This window comes from Pseudomonas sp. NyZ201 (assembly GCF_049860765.1).
Taxonomy (GTDB): domain Bacteria; phylum Pseudomonadota; class Gammaproteobacteria; order Pseudomonadales; family Pseudomonadaceae; genus Aquipseudomonas; species Aquipseudomonas bharatica.
Genome location: NZ_CP187557.1, coordinates 6,259,069 through 6,274,170, shown reverse-complemented (window position 1 = coordinate 6,274,170; position 15,102 = coordinate 6,259,069). Strand labels below are relative to the sequence as shown.

At 62.9% G+C, this 15,102-nt stretch carries 14 protein-coding genes; 10 read left to right on the top strand and 4 right to left on the bottom strand.

The features are described from left to right. Nucleotides 1-100: 100 nt before the first annotated feature. Nucleotides 101-1,525 carry an aspartate ammonia-lyase gene (gene aspA, locus ACPFMA_RS28305; protein WP_009402447.1) on the bottom strand — a complete coding sequence of 475 codons (1,425 nt, stop codon included), beginning with the start codon at nucleotides 1,523-1,525 and terminating at the stop codon, nucleotides 101-103. Between the two features lie 182 nt (nucleotides 1,526-1,707). Here aspA and ACPFMA_RS28300 point away from each other — a divergent pair, with 182 nt between their 5' ends. Then, nucleotides 1,708-2,637, top strand: coding sequence for a LysR substrate-binding domain-containing protein (locus tag ACPFMA_RS28300; RefSeq protein WP_064302193.1), 930 nt, complete (start codon nucleotides 1,708-1,710; stop codon nucleotides 2,635-2,637). On the opposite strand, the gene ACPFMA_RS28295 is transcribed toward ACPFMA_RS28300, so the two are convergent. Then, on the bottom strand, nucleotides 2,618-3,250 hold the full coding sequence (locus tag ACPFMA_RS28295; RefSeq protein ID WP_425929461.1) for a hypothetical protein: 633 nt from the start codon (nucleotides 3,248-3,250) through the stop codon (nucleotides 2,618-2,620). The genes ACPFMA_RS28300 and ACPFMA_RS28295 overlap by 20 nt on opposite strands. A gap of 257 nt (nucleotides 3,251-3,507) precedes the next feature. On the opposite strand from ACPFMA_RS28295, the gene purE reads away from it, so the two are divergent. From purE to ACPFMA_RS28275, 4 genes are all read left to right on the top strand, one after another. Then, nucleotides 3,508-3,999, top strand: coding sequence for a 5-(carboxyamino)imidazole ribonucleotide mutase (gene purE, locus ACPFMA_RS28290; protein WP_009402441.1), 492 nt, complete (start codon nucleotides 3,508-3,510; stop codon nucleotides 3,997-3,999). A 10-nt stretch (nucleotides 4,000-4,009) separates the two neighbouring features. Continuing rightward, complete coding sequence (locus ACPFMA_RS28285; RefSeq protein WP_064302194.1) at nucleotides 4,010-5,092, top strand: 5-(carboxyamino)imidazole ribonucleotide synthase; 1,083 nt, start codon at nucleotides 4,010-4,012, stop codon at nucleotides 5,090-5,092. Nucleotides 5,093-5,177: 85 nt separating this feature from the next. Further along, the gene (locus ACPFMA_RS28280) at nucleotides 5,178-5,423 is read left to right on the top strand and encodes a GlsB/YeaQ/YmgE family stress response membrane protein (RefSeq protein ID WP_009402432.1); all 246 of its coding nucleotides are present in this window, start codon (nucleotides 5,178-5,180) and stop codon (nucleotides 5,421-5,423) included. A 50-nt stretch (nucleotides 5,424-5,473) separates the two neighbouring features. After that, nucleotides 5,474-6,007 carry a DUF3299 domain-containing protein gene (locus tag ACPFMA_RS28275; RefSeq protein ID WP_064302195.1) on the top strand — a complete coding sequence of 178 codons (534 nt, stop codon included), beginning with the start codon at nucleotides 5,474-5,476 and terminating at the stop codon, nucleotides 6,005-6,007. Between the two features lie 151 nt (nucleotides 6,008-6,158). On the opposite strand, the gene ACPFMA_RS28270 is transcribed toward ACPFMA_RS28275, so the two are convergent. Beyond that, nucleotides 6,159-7,055 carry a D-hexose-6-phosphate mutarotase gene (locus ACPFMA_RS28270; protein ID WP_420059304.1) on the bottom strand — a complete coding sequence of 299 codons (897 nt, stop codon included), beginning with the start codon at nucleotides 7,053-7,055 and terminating at the stop codon, nucleotides 6,159-6,161. A gap of 72 nt (nucleotides 7,056-7,127) precedes the next feature. Beyond that, a complete protein-coding gene (locus tag ACPFMA_RS28265; protein ID WP_009402429.1) occupies nucleotides 7,128-7,529 on the bottom strand; it encodes an acyl-CoA thioesterase in 402 nt (133 codons plus the stop codon). A gap of 357 nt (nucleotides 7,530-7,886) precedes the next feature. Between ACPFMA_RS28265 and ACPFMA_RS28260 the strand changes: the two genes are divergently transcribed. The 5 genes from ACPFMA_RS28260 (at nucleotide 7,887) to ACPFMA_RS28240 (ending at nucleotide 15,074) form a co-directional block, all read left to right on the top strand. After that, on the top strand, nucleotides 7,887-9,176 hold the full coding sequence (locus ACPFMA_RS28260; RefSeq protein ID WP_420059305.1) for an MFS transporter: 1,290 nt from the start codon (nucleotides 7,887-7,889) through the stop codon (nucleotides 9,174-9,176). 146 nt (nucleotides 9,177-9,322) lie between these two features. Then, nucleotides 9,323-11,941 carry an S-type pyocin domain-containing protein gene (locus ACPFMA_RS28255; RefSeq protein WP_425929460.1) on the top strand — a complete coding sequence of 873 codons (2,619 nt, stop codon included), beginning with the start codon at nucleotides 9,323-9,325 and terminating at the stop codon, nucleotides 11,939-11,941. Beyond that, the gene (locus ACPFMA_RS28250) at nucleotides 11,938-12,402 is read left to right on the top strand and encodes a DUF6392 family protein (RefSeq protein WP_425929459.1); all 465 of its coding nucleotides are present in this window, start codon (nucleotides 11,938-11,940) and stop codon (nucleotides 12,400-12,402) included. Before ACPFMA_RS28255 ends, ACPFMA_RS28250 begins: the two co-directional genes overlap by 4 nt. A gap of 64 nt (nucleotides 12,403-12,466) precedes the next feature. After that, nucleotides 12,467-13,963, top strand: coding sequence for a bacteriocin immunity protein (locus tag ACPFMA_RS28245; RefSeq protein ID WP_425929458.1), 1,497 nt, complete (start codon nucleotides 12,467-12,469; stop codon nucleotides 13,961-13,963). A 112-nt stretch (nucleotides 13,964-14,075) separates the two neighbouring features. Then, nucleotides 14,076-15,074, top strand: a complete 999-nt coding sequence (locus ACPFMA_RS28240) for a phosphate ABC transporter substrate-binding protein PstS (protein ID WP_009402416.1) — start codon at nucleotides 14,076-14,078, stop codon at nucleotides 15,072-15,074. Nucleotides 15,075-15,102 lie beyond the last annotated feature (28 nt).

Below are 15,102 nucleotides of genomic sequence, written 5' to 3'. Positions count from 1 at the left end.
TCTGTCAGGCATAAAAAAAGGGCCCGGGGTGTAAGCCCTGGGCCCTCAAAGGTGAGAGGTGTCTAGTCCCTCGACCTGGTGAGACGGTTGGTGCGTGGGGTTACGCCTTCAGCGGAACCAGACGCGGAGCGATCATGTTTTCCGGACGCAGGATGTCGTTGAGCATCGCTTCGTCCAGCAGCTGTTCCTCGCGCACCAGTTCCAGCACGCCGCGGCCGGTTTCCAGGGCGACGCGGGCGATACGGGTGGCGTTTTCATAGCCGATGTACGGGTTCAGGGCGGTGACCAGGCCGATCGAGTGTTCGACCAGTTCGCGGCAGCGCTGTTCGTTGGCGGTGATGCCGACGATGCAGTGCTCGCGCAGCATGTCCATGGCGCGCTGCAGCAGGCGGATGGAGTCGAAGATCTTGTAGGCGATCAGCGGTTCCATGACGTTCAGCTGCAGTTGGCCGCCTTCGGCAGCGACGGTCAGGGCCAGGTCGTTGCCCATGATGGCGAAGGCCACCTGGTTCACCGCTTCCGGGATAACCGGGTTGACCTTGCCTGGCATGATCGAGCTGCCTGGCTGGCGCGCCGGCAGGTTGATCTCGTTGATGCCGGTACGCGGGCCGCTGGACAGCAGGCGCAGGTCGTTGCAGATCTTCGACAGCTTGACCGCGGTGCGCTTGAGCATGCCGGAGAACAGGACGAAGGCGCCCATGTCCGAGGTGGCTTCGATCAGGTCGGCAGCCGGAACCAGCGGCTGGCCGCTGATGGTGGCCAGGCGCTGTACCGCCAGGGCCTGGTAGCCCGGGTCGGCGTTGATGCCGGTACCGATGGCGGTACCGCCCAGGTTCACTTCGGTCAGCACTTCCGGCGCCAGGGTGCGCAGGCGGTTCAGGTCTTCGGTCAGCGTGGTGGCGAAGGCACGGAATTCCTGGCCCAGGGTCATAGGTACCGCGTCCTGCAGCTGGGTACGGCCCATCTTCAGTACGTGGTTGAATTCTTCACCCTTGGCCGCGAAGGCCTGGATCAGGCTGTCGAGGCTGGCCAGCAGGGCATCGTGACCGAGCAGCAGACCCAGGCGGATCGCGGTCGGGTAGGCGTCGTTGGTCGACTGCGCCATGTTCACGTCGTTGTTCGGGTGCAGGTACTTGTACTCGCCCTTCTGGTGGCCCATGACCTCCAGCGCGATGTTGGCGATCACTTCGTTGGCGTTCATGTTGGTCGAAGTACCAGCACCGCCCTGGATCATGTCCACCACGAACTGCTCGTGGAAGTCGCCACGGATCAGACGGGCGCAGGCCTCGCTGATGGCGGCGTGCTTGGCATCGCTCAGGTGACCCAGCTCACGGTTGGCGTCGGCAGCGGCCTGCTTGACCATGGCCAGGGCCACGACCAGCTTCGGGTAGTGCGACAGCGGAACACCGGACAGATGGAAGTTGTTGGCAGCACGCAGGGTCTGGATGCCGTAGTAGGCGTCGGCAGGGACTTCCAGGGTGCCAAGCAGGTCTTTTTCAATGCGGAACGATGCAGCAGCGGACATGATGGATATCATCTCGAATTAACCCGGCACATGCCGGAATGGCGCTAATCCTAGGGGTGAGCCCCCTTTTGCGGCCAATGCTGTTGCACGCTAACCTATGCACAAACGGCATAACGTCTCATGTGACGTTTTGTCGAAATCAAGCGTGTTCCAATTTGGTGCATGCTTTCGGAGAGAGTTTCATGAACCTTGAAAGCAAATGGCTGGAAGACTTCAGTGCGCTGGCAGCCACCCGCAGCTTTTCCCAGGCCGCCGAGCGCCGTTTCGTCACCCAGCCGGCGTTCAGCCGGCGGATCCGCAGCCTTGAGGCGGCGCTCGGGCTGACCCTGGTCAACCGCTCGCGCACGCCCATAGAACTCACCGCCGCCGGGCAGTTGTTCCTGGTCACGGCACGTACCGTTGTCGACCAGTTGAGCGAAGTTCTCCGCCATTTGCATCATCTCGAAGGTGGGCAGGGTGAGGTCATCCAGGTTGCTGCCGCGCACTCCCTGGCCCTGGGTTTCTTCCCGCGCTGGATCGCCCAGTTGCGCAACGACGGGCTGAATATCGCCACGCGCCTCGTGGCCACCAACGTCGGCGATGCCGTGCATGCCCTGCGCGAGGGCGGCTGCGACCTGATGCTGGCGTTCTACGATCCGGATGCGGCGCTGCAGATGGATGCGGAGATCTTCCCGTCCCTGCATATGGGCCACACCGAGATGTTGCCGGTGTGCGCCGCCGGGCCCGACGGCAAGCCCTTGTTCGATCTTGAAGGCGAGGGCAGCGTGCCCTTGCTGGCGTACAGCGCCGGCGCGTTTCTCGGCCGCTCGGTGAACCTGCTGCTGCGTCAGCGCAACCTGCGTTTCACCACGGTCTACGAGACGGCCATGGCCGACAGCCTGAAGAGCATGGCCCTGGAAGGCCTTGGGATCGCCTGGGTCCCGCGCTTGTCGGCACGGGCCGAGCTGGAGCGGGGCGAACTGGTGATCTGTGGCGGTCCCCAGTGGCATGTGCCACTGGAGATCCGCCTTTATCGATGTGCCTTGGTACGCAAGGCCAATGTGCGCTTGCTCTGGCGCAAGCTGGAGTCGGGCATGCAGGAGCAGGCACCGGTCAGTTCCCCGAACGCCTGAGGTAGCGGGCGATGTTGGCGCGGTTTTCCTCGGAATAGCGGTAGCAATTGGAGCGCACGTTCAGACGGGTGGGGAACATGTAGGTTTCGCAGAACCAACCGTTGAAATTGACTTCGGCCGCCTCGTGGGTGGCGCTGAGCGTATGGCCCAGCTCGTGGCCAGGGGTGGCGTAGGAGTGTATCGAAGCGATCGCGGCGTGGCCGGTCTGGTGGGCCAGGCCCAGGGTTTCGTTGCCGGGATCCAGCGGCAGGCGGGTCAGCAGCAGGTACTTGTTGTGCAGGACGCCGCCTGGCGCGTTCTGTTGCCGGCGCCATGTCCAGGCGGCATCCGACCAGGCCGCGAGGGACTGGGAGGGATCGTCGGCGTGATAGTCGAGGTCGGTCAGGCCGGGAACGTTGCGCTGAAAGCGGATTTGCACGGGCAGATCGGTGATTTCGCGCATCTCTGCCAGCCAGGGGTCGAAATAGTCCAGCCGGAGCTGTTCGTTGGAAATGTCCACCAGTTCATCGTGGGGAAACACCCAGACGGTCAACGCGCTGTCGGCATTGACGAAGGCGGCGTGGTACAGGGCGGCGAAGGCCAGGGGCAGGGTGATACGTATTCGTTTGCGCATAAGGACATCCTTGGCAATTGGGGTAGTGCGCCTCGACAGTAGTCCCCAAGGCTGGTGCCCGAGCATCTGGAAGCCTCTCAGCGGGCCATCGCCCGACCTTACCAACGGGGCTGGGCGGCTTTGCCCCGACTGCGCTATAATCCCGCGCCTTCGGCCGACCCGGTCGATTCAGAATCCGTATGACGAGCCACGCCGGTCTTCCCGCGTGGCTCGTTGCTTTTGGCGCGTCACAAGACGCTTGCAGGAGAGGCTCGACGATGAGTGCACTGGTTGGCGTGATCATGGGCTCCAAGTCCGATTGGTCCACCCTTAGCCACACCGCCGATATGCTGGAAAAACTCGGCATTCCCTACGAAGTGAAGGTGGTTTCCGCCCACCGCACCCCGGACTTGCTGTTCCAGTACGCCGAAGAGGCGGAAGGTCGCGGGATCGAAGTGATCATCGCCGGAGCCGGTGGCGCTGCCCACCTGCCGGGCATGTGCGCGGCCAAGACCCACCTGCCGGTGCTGGGCGTGCCGGTGCAGTCGTCGATGCTGTCCGGTGTCGACTCGCTGCTGTCCATCGTGCAGATGCCCGCCGGCATCCCGGTCGCCACCCTGGCGATCGGCAAGGCCGGTGCGATCAACGCGGCATTGCTCTCGGCGAGCATCCTCGGTGCCAAGCATCCGCAATTCCATACTGTGCTGAAGCAGTTCCGCGCAGAACAGACAGACAGCGTTCTGGACAATCCAGACCCGCGCCAGGCCTGAGGTCGCTGCCATGAAGATCGGTGTAATCGGTGGCGGCCAGCTCGGCCGCATGCTGGCCCTGGCGGGCACTCCGCTGGGCATGAACTTCGCCTTCCTCGACCCCGCGCCGGACGCTTGCGCCGCGCCGCTGGGCGAGCACCTGCGTGCCGACTACGGCGACCAGGACCACCTGCGCCAGCTGGCCGATGAAGTCGATCTGGTGACCTTCGAGTTCGAAAGCGTGCCGGCGGAAACGGTCGCCTTCCTCTCGCAGTTCGTCCCGGTCTACCCGAGTGCCGAAGCCCTGCGCATCGCCCGTGACCGCTGGTTCGAAAAGAGCATGTTCAAGGACCTGGGCATTCCGACCCCGGCCTTCGCCGATATCCAGTCGCAAGCCGACCTGGACGCCGCCGTGGCCAGCATCGGCCTGCCGGCCGTGCTGAAAACCCGCACCCTGGGCTATGACGGCAAGGGCCAGAAGGTCCTGCGCAGCGCCGCCGATGTGGTCGGCACTTTCGCTGAGCTGGGCAGCGTGCCTTGCCTGCTGGAAGGCTTCGTGCCGTTCACCGGTGAAGTCTCGCTGGTCGCCGTACGTGCCCGCGATGGCGAAACCCGCTTCTACCCGCTGGTGCACAACACCCACGAGAGCGGCATCCTGCGCCTGTCGATCGCCAGCAGCGAGCACCCGTTGCAGGCGCTGGCCGAGGACTACGCCGGTCGCGTGCTGGAGAAGCTGGACTACGTCGGCGTGCTGGCCTTCGAGTTCTTCGAGGTCGATGGCGGCCTGAAGGCCAACGAGATCGCTCCACGGGTGCACAACTCCGGGCACTGGACCATCGAAGGCGCCGAGTGCAGCCAGTTCGAGAACCACCTGCGCGCCGTGGCCGGCCTGCCGCTGGGCTCGACCGCCAAGGTCGGCGAAAGCGCCATGCTCAACTTCATCGGTGAAGTGCCGGCGGTGGACAAGGTCGTCGCTATCGACGATTGCCACCTGCATCACTACGGCAAGGCCTTCAAGGCCGGGCGCAAGGTCGGTCATGCCACCCTGCGCTGCGCCGACATGACCACGCTGGAACAGAAGATCCAGCAGGTCGAAGCCCTGATCACGGGTTGAACCTCCCCGCCCGGCAGCCCTCTGATGGCAGGACACCGAAGCGCTGACTAGGCTTTTGGTGGTGGACTCACTCAGAGGGATTGCCATGGGAATCATCGGAACCATCTTCATCGGCCTGATCGTCGGACTCGTCGCGCGCTTCCTCAAGCCCGGCGACGACAGCATGGGCTGGATCATGACCATTCTGCTCGGCATCGGCGGCTCGCTCGCGGCGACCTACGGTGGCCAGGCCCTGGGTATCTACCAGGCGGGTGAGGCGGCCGGTTTCATCGGCGCGGTGGTGGGCGCGATCATCCTGCTGGTGATCTACGGCCTGATCAAAAGAAACTGATTGCGGGATAGAATGCTCGGCAACTTTTCCTACGGTTGCCGAGCTTTTTCATGCGCGCGCTTTTCCTGATCCCACTGCTGTTGTGCAGCACCCTTGCCCGGGCCGAACTGCCTGAAACCGACTGGCTGGACCTGATGCCCAGGTCGGACCAGAAAGCCCTGGAAGAAATGCCCGAGATCGACCACAACTCGCCCGAGGCCCAGGGCACCTTCACCGCCAAGGGCGGCCTGAAGCAGAGCAAGGGGCTGCCGGCGGTGATGTACTCGACCAAGACCGTGCCCGGCATGAACGGCAAGTCCATCCGTCTGGGTGGCTATCCGGTACCGCTGGAGGCCGATGCCAAGGGCAACAGCACCCTGTTCTTCCTCGTGCCTTACCCGGGCGCCTGCATCCACGTGCCGCCGCCGCCGCCGAACCAGCTGGTGCTGGTGCGTTATCCGAAAGGTGTGAAGCTGGCGGATATCTACACGCCGCTGTGGGTCAGCGGGACCTTGAAGGTCGAGAAGGTCAGCAACGACCTGGCGGATGCGGCCTATGCCATGGATGCGGCGAAAGTGCGGGTTGTGGAGGATGCGGACCTGTAGTGCTGAAGCACGACCTTGTATATCCGGTCGGGCCAATCGCTGGCAATGCCAGCTCCCACAACTTGCGCGTCGGGCACAAATTCTGCGGCAGGCTCAGCACCCTGTGGGAGCCGGCGTTGCCGGCGATGAGGCAATCAGCAACAGCACAGGTTCAGAGGGGTTCGCTGGAGAGCGTCAGGCCGAGGGTGTGACTCGCGCCCGGCGCCAGCTCGACGATGTCATCCCACACATTTGCCGTTTCGATGCACAGCATGCGCTGCCAGCCGTCGTCGGCCATGTCCGGCAGTTGCGCGGCGCGTTCGGTCCAGGGGTTCCAGATCACCGCCGAGCGCGAGCCGCTGCTGCTGATGCGGATACGTCGCTCCCACGCGGGATCGATGATGCTCAGTTCCGCAGGCGTATCCAGGTAGATACGGTCGGTTTCGCCGCTGAACGCCAGGTCCGTCTGCTGGGTACGCTGTTCCCAGTCGGCGAGCGTCTCGATGTAATCCCGGCCTTTCACCCCTTCCACCCGCACCGAGCGCACGTCGCTGACCGCGAAGTAGCTGTGCAGCGCCTGGCTGAGGGTGACTTTTTCATCGCCCAGGTTGCGACTGGTGAGGTTGAAGGCCAGGTGCGCGCCCAGGCGGATCTCGAGGGTCAGTTCGACCTTGTGCGGCCAGCCGGCCAATGCGCCCTGGGTTTCAGGCAGCCCGAACGACAGTTGCACCTCGTCGCCAGTGCTGTCGATGCCGAGCAACTGCCAGTCGCGCCCGCGCACCAGCCCGTGGGCCGGGGCGTCACTGCCCTGGAACTGTTGCTGAACGGCCAGCGGGTTGCGCTGCAGATTACCGAACCACGGCCAGCACACCGGAACGCCGGCGCGCACCGATTTGCCGCGGTTGAACAGGGCCTGGTCGCTCAGCCAGAGAAGGGGCGGTTCGCCCAGTCGCTGGTAGCTCAGCACCTGCGCACCCTGCTGGGCCACCAGCAGCTCGGCGCTGTCAGTGGTGATGCGCCAGCAGTTGAGTTCGCCGTGTTGTTCCGATTCGACCTTGGGTGTGGACATGCGCTGCTCTCGTTGGATATGCCGTGAGGTCTTCGACCTTGCAAGAACCTGCGAGTTTAGCGCGAGCCCTGGTCAGCGACGAGGCGGGACGGAGCGGGTGCGGCCGCTGCCATCGATGGCGACGAAGACGAACACCGCCTCGGTAACCTTGCGCCATTCGCTGGACAGCGGATCGTCGCTCCACACTTCGACCATCATCTGGATCGAGCTGCGGCCGATCTCCAGGGTTTGGGTATAGAACGACAGCTGCGCGCCGACCGCTACCGGAACCAGGAAGGCCATGCGATCGATCGCCACGGTGGCGACGCGCCCGCCGGCGACACGGCTGGCCATGGCGGTGCCGGCAAGGTCCATCTGGGCGACCAGCCAGCCGCCGAAAATATCGCCGAAACCGTTGGTTTCGCGGGGAAGTGCGGTGATTTGCAAGGCCAGGTCGCCTTGCGGGATAGGATCTTCTTGTTCGAGCTCAATCATGCCGGGGGTGCCTCTGACCCGTGACGCTTCGTTGGTTGACGCAGTAACGCCGCAAAAAAACGATCCAGCCCACTCACTACACTGTTTTCGCTTCGAAGGCGGCGGAGGGAAACTCTGCGAAACCGACCAGGCCAAGCCTGGCAGCGTTTTCGCACAATATCCCACCTTGGGTGCAACCGGTTTCGACGAGGGGCCAGTATATAGAGCCTCGCAGACAGCGACGACCATGCAGTCATGATTATCTGCGCGGAATATGTAGATCTGTGTCGCTTTCGGACAATTTGTTATCGTGCGGGGTTCTTTCCGGCCTCCATAAGCCTTGCTGCCCGCTTCTACCTTCCATTAAGAGAAGTCAAAATGACATCGGTTCCCTCCAGCCTCGACCAGCCGGCCCGGCCGCTGACCCGCAACGATTACAAGACCCTGTCGCTCTCCGCCCTCGGTGGTGCGCTGGAGTTCTATGACTTCATCATCTTCGTGTTCTTCGCCACGGTGGTGGGCAAGTTGTTCTTCCCGGCGGACATGCCCGAGTGGCTGCGCCTGATGCAGACCTTCGGCATCTTCGCCGCAGGCTATCTGGCGCGTCCGCTGGGTGGCATCGTCATGGCCCACTTCGGCGACCTGCTGGGGCGCAAGAAGATGTTCACCCTGAGCATCTTCATGATGGCCGTGCCGACCCTGATCATGGGCCTGCTGCCGACCTACGCGCAGATCGGCATGGCGGCGCCGATCCTCCTGCTGCTCATGCGGGTGATCCAGGGCGCGGCAATCGGCGGCGAGGTGCCGGGGGCATGGGTGTTCGTGTCCGAGCACGTGCCGGCACGCAATACCGGCTTCGCCTGTGGCACCCTAACCGCCGGCCTGACCGCCGGCATCCTCCTCGGCTCGCTGGTCGCGACCCTGATCAACAGCGTCTACAGCCCGGAGGAAGTCGCCGACTACGCCTGGCGGATCCCGTTCCTGCTGGGTGGCGTGTTCGGCCTGTTCTCGGTGTACCTGCGTCGCTGGCTGCACGAGACCCCGGTATTCGCCGAACTGCAGCAGCGCAAGGCCCTGGCCGAGGAAGTACCGCTGCGCGCCGTGCTGCGTGACCATCGTGGCGCCATCGTCCTGTCGATGCTGCTGACCTGGCTGCTGTCCGCCGGCATCATCGTGGTCATCCTGATGACCCCGACCATATTGCAGACCGTCTACGGCTTCACCCCGAGCGTGGCGCTGCAGGCCAACAGCCTGGCCATCGTCCTGCTGACCCTGGGCTGCATCGGTGCGGGCAGGCTGGTCGACCGCTTCGGCGCGGGTCGTGTGTTCGTCGCCGGTAGCCTGGCGCTGCTGGTCAGCTCCTGGACCTTCTACCACACCCTTGCCGAGCACAAGGACCTGCTGTTCCCGATGTACGCCCTGACCGGGCTGTGCGTCGGCATCGTCGGCGCCGTGCCCTTCGTCATGGTCCGCGCCTTCCCGCCGGTGGTGCGCTTCAGCGGCCTGTCGTTCTCCTACAACGTGGCCTACGCCATCTTCGGCGGCCTGACCCCGATGGCCGTGACCGCGCTGCTCAAGTTCAGCCCGATGGCCCCGGCGCTCTACGTTGCCGGGATCTGCACCATCGGCTTGCTGGTCGGCCTGTATCTGCTGGCGACCAAGCGCTGATCCGCCACGCCTCCGTTGCAGGGCAATCCTGCAACGGGCTTTGCGAAATACATTGATGCATATGGCCGCCTTGCGGCCATAAACATGTACCCCAGCCGCACCCCTCCAGCTCGCCACCCTGCGCCATACAGACAAGGAGATTCTGTATGGACAAGTTATTTCCCGATAGGACGACGGGCGATGTGGTTATCCGCGACGGCACCGTCGAAACGCAAGGACCGAGGGACGCGGGCTTTTTCGACATAGGCGGCGGAAGTGGATTTTCCGGTGGCTTTGGCGGATCGAGCCGCAAGCGCGCGAAGAAGCGTGCCAAGGCCAGGGCAGCGGCCATCGCCAAGCGCCGCGCCGAGCAACAAGCCGCAACCGAAGCGGCGCGGCAGGCACAACTCGCTGCCCAGGCCGCCGCCCAGGCCGCTGCTCATCAGCAATGGGTGCAGCACTTCGCGCAGACCCAGCAAGCCACCCGGGCAACGATAGACAGGCACTACGCGGCCAATCTCGGCAACGTTGGTCAAACGTTGAAAGCCGAGTTGGAGGCCGTACGCAAGTATCCCGCCAATGACGGTAGCGAGCGCTGGCAGTTGCACCTGATCACCCGGGAACGGCAGGTGATCGAGGAGATGATCGCGGCGAAAGCCGCCGAGTTGCAGCGCAAGAACCAGCAGGCTCGGGCTTTCGACGGTCATGATCCGCTCCAGCATTCCCCGCAGGACTACGCCGAGCGCCTGGCGCAGCAAAGCTCCAGCCAGTCGTTCCAGCAACTCCACCAGGCCTGGGAAGCGGCCTATATCGCGGCCCAGGAAGCGCAGTTGCTCTCCGAAGCCATTCGCCAGTTGACCGAGCGATCCAATGCGTTGGCGGCTCGTCACGCCGAGCAGAAAGTCGTGTGGAAGGCCCGCGAGGAGGAATGGGAGCGGCAGCGTCAGTACAAGGAACTGCGTGAGGCACGGGTCCGGTTCAAGCAGCTGGCGGATGAAAACCTGCGGCTGAAGCGGATCCGCGAGGCCAATTCGCTGACCATGCCGATGGCGGCCACCGCCGCTGGAAGCCTGCTCACCTGGGACGGCGTCCGGGTGGCGGAAGGTGTGGTGTCGGCGATCGAGCGAGCGGTTGGCGACTCGATCAGGGAAATTGCCCGGGTTGCGGCCATTCGCACCGGTCAGGCGCTTGGGACATTTGTAACTGCGGCGACCTATTCCACGGCCTTGGGCAACGGCGAGCTGATGCCGGAGCAGCGCCGCCTTCTTCAAGGGATCGGAATCCCTGCCGAGGGCATAGGCCTGCGTGCAGGACAGGACCTGCAGGCCCTGGCCGAGCGCGGCGGGATGGCCGAGGTCGATTATCGGGTCAGGCTGGAAGCCCACGGCAACAGCACCGCCATCATCGTTGCCAGCACCGGTGATGAAATCTCTTCCGGGGTCCCGGTGAGAACCGCGGTGTTCGATCCGTTGACCAACACCTACCGGGCTGAAGGCCAGGCGGCAACCGACCGGGACCTGGTGTTCACGGCTGACAGCGCATTGGCGGACCCGCTCAAGCCGCAGGTGCAGACGGCGTCCGGCCTGCTGTCCTCCGAACCGCAAGCGCTTGCGATTCCCGCCGGTGTCGACACCCGGATCAACGACTGCGTCGTCTGTATCCCCGGCAGGGCGCCTCTCTATTTCTCGTTTGACGTACCGCCAGCCGGCACGGGCATTGTCGGTGGTGGTGGCCAGGTTGCCGCTCCGGGTTGGTGGGATGCCAGCGCCCGGGCGAGCGGGGCGGCGATTCCTGCGCAGGCGGCCGACACGTTGCGGGGCAGGGAATTCGCGTCGTTTGCCGGTTTCGAGCAGGCGCTGTGGCGGTCTATCGGCGAAGAAGCCGCGCCCGGCGGGACGTTCAGCGAGATCAACCAGCGGCGTATTGCCAACGGACTCGCGCCTTATGCGCCGAGAAGCACCTGGGTAGGTGAGCGCCGCGAGTTCGAGGTGCGGTACTCGCAGAGCGCGGCGTTGGGCAACGCGCCGTATGACCTGGATCGCCTCAGCCTGCACAGCCCGGCCAGCGCCTTCGGTGTGCGAGCCCAGCCCCAGCCATTTGCGCCCTGGCTGCAACTGGGCGAACCGATTTCACTCGAGGCTGCGAAATCGCTGGCGCACTCCTCGGGAGGGCGGCGTACCTGGACTCCGCTGGTGCCGCCGGGCAGCGAACTGCTCGGCCCGACCGATCTGCCCTTGGTGCCACCACTACCCGGGACCATTCCAGGCGCCGAACTCGATCCGCATCGACCGCAAATTGAAACACTTCCAGGACTGGACGAGAGTGAGATCGGGTCCAAGCTTCCTGGTTATGGTGACGGTAGTGATCTGCCGTCGCCGGGGTTGGTTTTTTCAGAGCCGCTGGATGTCGGGCCTTTTGATGAGGTGCATCGGAACAGTAAAAATGATGGTCTGGATGTGGATCACATCATTTCGAGAAGGGCGCTAGAGATGCTGATCAGGCGAATTGATCCCGATATGCCTAAGAACCAGATTGTGGATTACATCCTGAATGCCCCGAGTATCGCCATTCCTGCTGAAGTTCACAAAAAATTCAGTGAGACCTATGGCGGAAGAAATACAAAGGCCAAGCAGCTACAGGACTCGCTTGATCCGGAAGCCGCAGTGAATAGTAACTTTGATGCAATAAAGGTGGGCCTTCTGAAACATGGACTCTTGGAATCTGACATAGAAGCCGCGCGCGAGAAATTACATACACTTCACAGGCTGCAAGGATGGTACGAATGAAAACTGAAGAAATCGAGAAAATCATTCGTTTTCTTGGGAGCTCACATCTCGACCTGTTGGCTGGTGGAGTCATCCCCGATGAGCCGCTTCTGCAGATATTCCCTGAGTCAGAGGGCGTCTATTTCGAACCGGAGGAGGGGGTCGAGATGACATTCTCCTCGGAGGAAAACGTGTTCATAAAATTGTTCATCCTGCTCAAGGAAACGACGCCGTCGACGCTTGAGTACGAAGGTGAGCTTCCCGGAAAGTTACAAAAACACATGGACCAGAATTGGGTTCGCGAGGTTTTCGGGGTGCCTAAGGAAACCCACGGTCCGGTGAGGCTTCCCCAGCCAACGGGTTGGACGGGTGGGTGGGATACCTATGATTACGACAGTTCGCTGTTCCCAGAGATCACCTTGGTATTCAAGTATTCCGCCGAAATGGAAGTTGTAACATTGGTCTTCAAGAAAAATATATGAATATAAAAAGGGCGTCATGTCTGATGACAGGGCGCCCTTTCAACAAGGAATGTTGAAAATGGAAATGAAGAACGTCTTAGGCGACTACACCCCCGAAGAATTCAAATCCCTCGTCCAGACCCTCTGGAACGCCGACCTGGACAACGCCACCCACGCCCGACTGATCGACCATTTCGACAAGATCATCGGCGACCCCATCGGTGCCGACCTGCTGTTCTATCCGCCTTATCTGGAAACCGGCACGGCCCACTCGGTCGATAGCATCGTATTTCATGTCCGTCAGTGGCATCACCGCCAGGGCAAGGCCGCTTTCCGCAACGACCCGGTACCGGCCCCGCCCAAGCCGCCTGTTCGCTTGAGCCAGCAGGAGCGCAAGGTCGCCGAGTCGAACAAGGAACTGGACAAGACCAACCAACTGATCGCCCAGATCGATGCGGCGGTGAAGTCAGTCGATGACGGCGTGCAGCAGGTTGCCCGGTTGCTGGACCTCTGGCAGGCGCAAACTCTCGACTCGCGGTCCATTGCCGCACATATAGAGGAAATGAGCGCGCTCGAGAGCGCGCAAACCGACATGGTCCGGGCGATAAAGGCACTCGAGTCCATGACACTGAAGGTTCAGTTCGCCAAGTCCGGCGCCGAGCGCAACCTCACCAGTCCTTTCCGTGATCCGGCTATCCAGGCCCAGGTGCTTGCCCTTATCACTGCGGGCAGCAGCCGCTATCTGGCATCAATGGCCGCTACCGAGCAGCGCCATCGGCAGTTGCACGAGCACTGCACGCTGCTGTTCGCGGCAGCGGAGGAGCACCTTGTCCGCCGCTTGTCCGCGCCCGGGGTGCAGGTCGGAAGTACAGCGAGGGTCGTGACGCTTTCATCCCGAGCTTGCCAGTTGCGTCCGGCATTGATGTTCGCCGAAGCCATTGCAATCGATGACCCTGCACCGCTCACCGCCATGAAAAAGTCCATCCGTTCCGCCGTGGCCGAGTTCAGTTGGCAGGCGACCTCACTCAAGGACGAACATCCGGGCACCTTCTGCGGTGTCGCCGGCTTCTTCTTCGAGCACTGGAAGGAGCGCAGCGAGTACGCGGTCAGCGTGCCGCTTGGTGATCTGATGCCCATTGATGGCCACGACTGGGAAGCGCTGGCCCGCTCCGGCGCCGAGGTCGATCTGCCTTATCGCCTGTTCTCCCGATCCGCTCCGGTCGAACGGCGGAAGATCGTTGTCGGGCTGAAAGAGATCACGGCAATGCAACAGATCTGCCTGACACCCACCAGCGGCAGCGAGTTGTCTGCGAAGGTCAAGGTGGTAGCGGTGGGGCAGGCGCTCAGCCATGCGGTTTCAGGGTTGTCGTCCATGGAACTGCGCTGGAGCGCGGCGATCGTCGGCCAGTCCGCAGCACGTCAGGTGGGCGGCGTGATCGACCTGCCCGAGACGCCCTTGCTGGAGCCCCTGAGCGCTGTCGGCCAGGTGAGGTTCGATGACTGCATCCTGGTCTTCCCGACAGGCAGCGGCCTGGAGCCGCTGTATCTTATGTGCAAGCGCGGCAGGGGCGTTCCGGCATAATGAATGATGGCCTTTAATCTAATTGTCACAATCCAGTCATAGATTAGACATGCGCCCTGCAGATACTGGGCCCCGATCCATCTCACCCCCGAATTCCTGCTAGGAGCAAGGCATGAAACTGAAGCGTTTGATGGCGGCCCTGACCTTTGTCGCCGCTGGCGTTGCCACCGCCAATGCGGTCGCCGCTGTTGATCCAGCCATTCCGACCTACACCAAGACCACCGGTGTGTCGGGCAACCTGTCCAGCGTTGGTTCCGATACCCTGGCCAACCTGATGACGCTGTGGGCTGAGGCGTACAAGAAAGAGTACCCGAACGTAAACATTCAGATTCAGGCCGCCGGCTCCTCCACCGCACCGCCCGCGCTGACCGAAGGCACCGCCAACCTGGGCCCGATGAGCCGCAAGATGAAGGACGTCGAGCTGCAGGCCTTCGAGCAGAAATATGGCTACAAGCCTACCGCCATCCCAGTGGCCGTCGATGCCTTGGCCGTGTTCGTGCACAAGGACAACCCGATCAAGGGCCTGACCATGGCCCAGGTCGATGCGATCTTCTCCTCGACCCGCCTGTGCGGCGCCAAGGCCGACGTCAAGACCTGGGGCGACCTGGGCGTGACCGGCGACCTGGCCAACAAGCCGGTGCAGCTGTTCGGCCGCAATTCGGTATCCGGCACCTACGGCTACTTCAAGGAAGAAGCCCTGTGCAAAGGCGACTTCAAGCCTAACGTCAACGAGCAGCCAGGTTCGGCTTCCGTGGTGCAGTCGATCAGCTCCTCGCTGAACGGCATCGGCTACTCCGGCATCGGCTACAAGACCGCCAGCGTCAAGACCGTAGCCCTGGCCAAGAAAGAAGGCGGCGAATTCGTCGAAGACAACGAAACCAACGCCCTGAACGGCACCTACCCGCTGTCGCGCTTCCTGTACGTGTATGTCAACAAGGCGCCGAACAAGCCTCTGGCCCCGCTGGAAGCCGAGTTCGTCAAGCTGGTCCTGTCCCAGGCCGGTCAGCAGGTCGTGGTGAAGGACGGCTACATCCCGCTGCCAGCCAAAGTGGCCGAAAAAGCCCTGGCTGACCTGGGCCTGTCCCACAGCGCCGGTGTCGCGAAAAACTAACCTGTGATCTCGTGGGGCCCGGTGGACG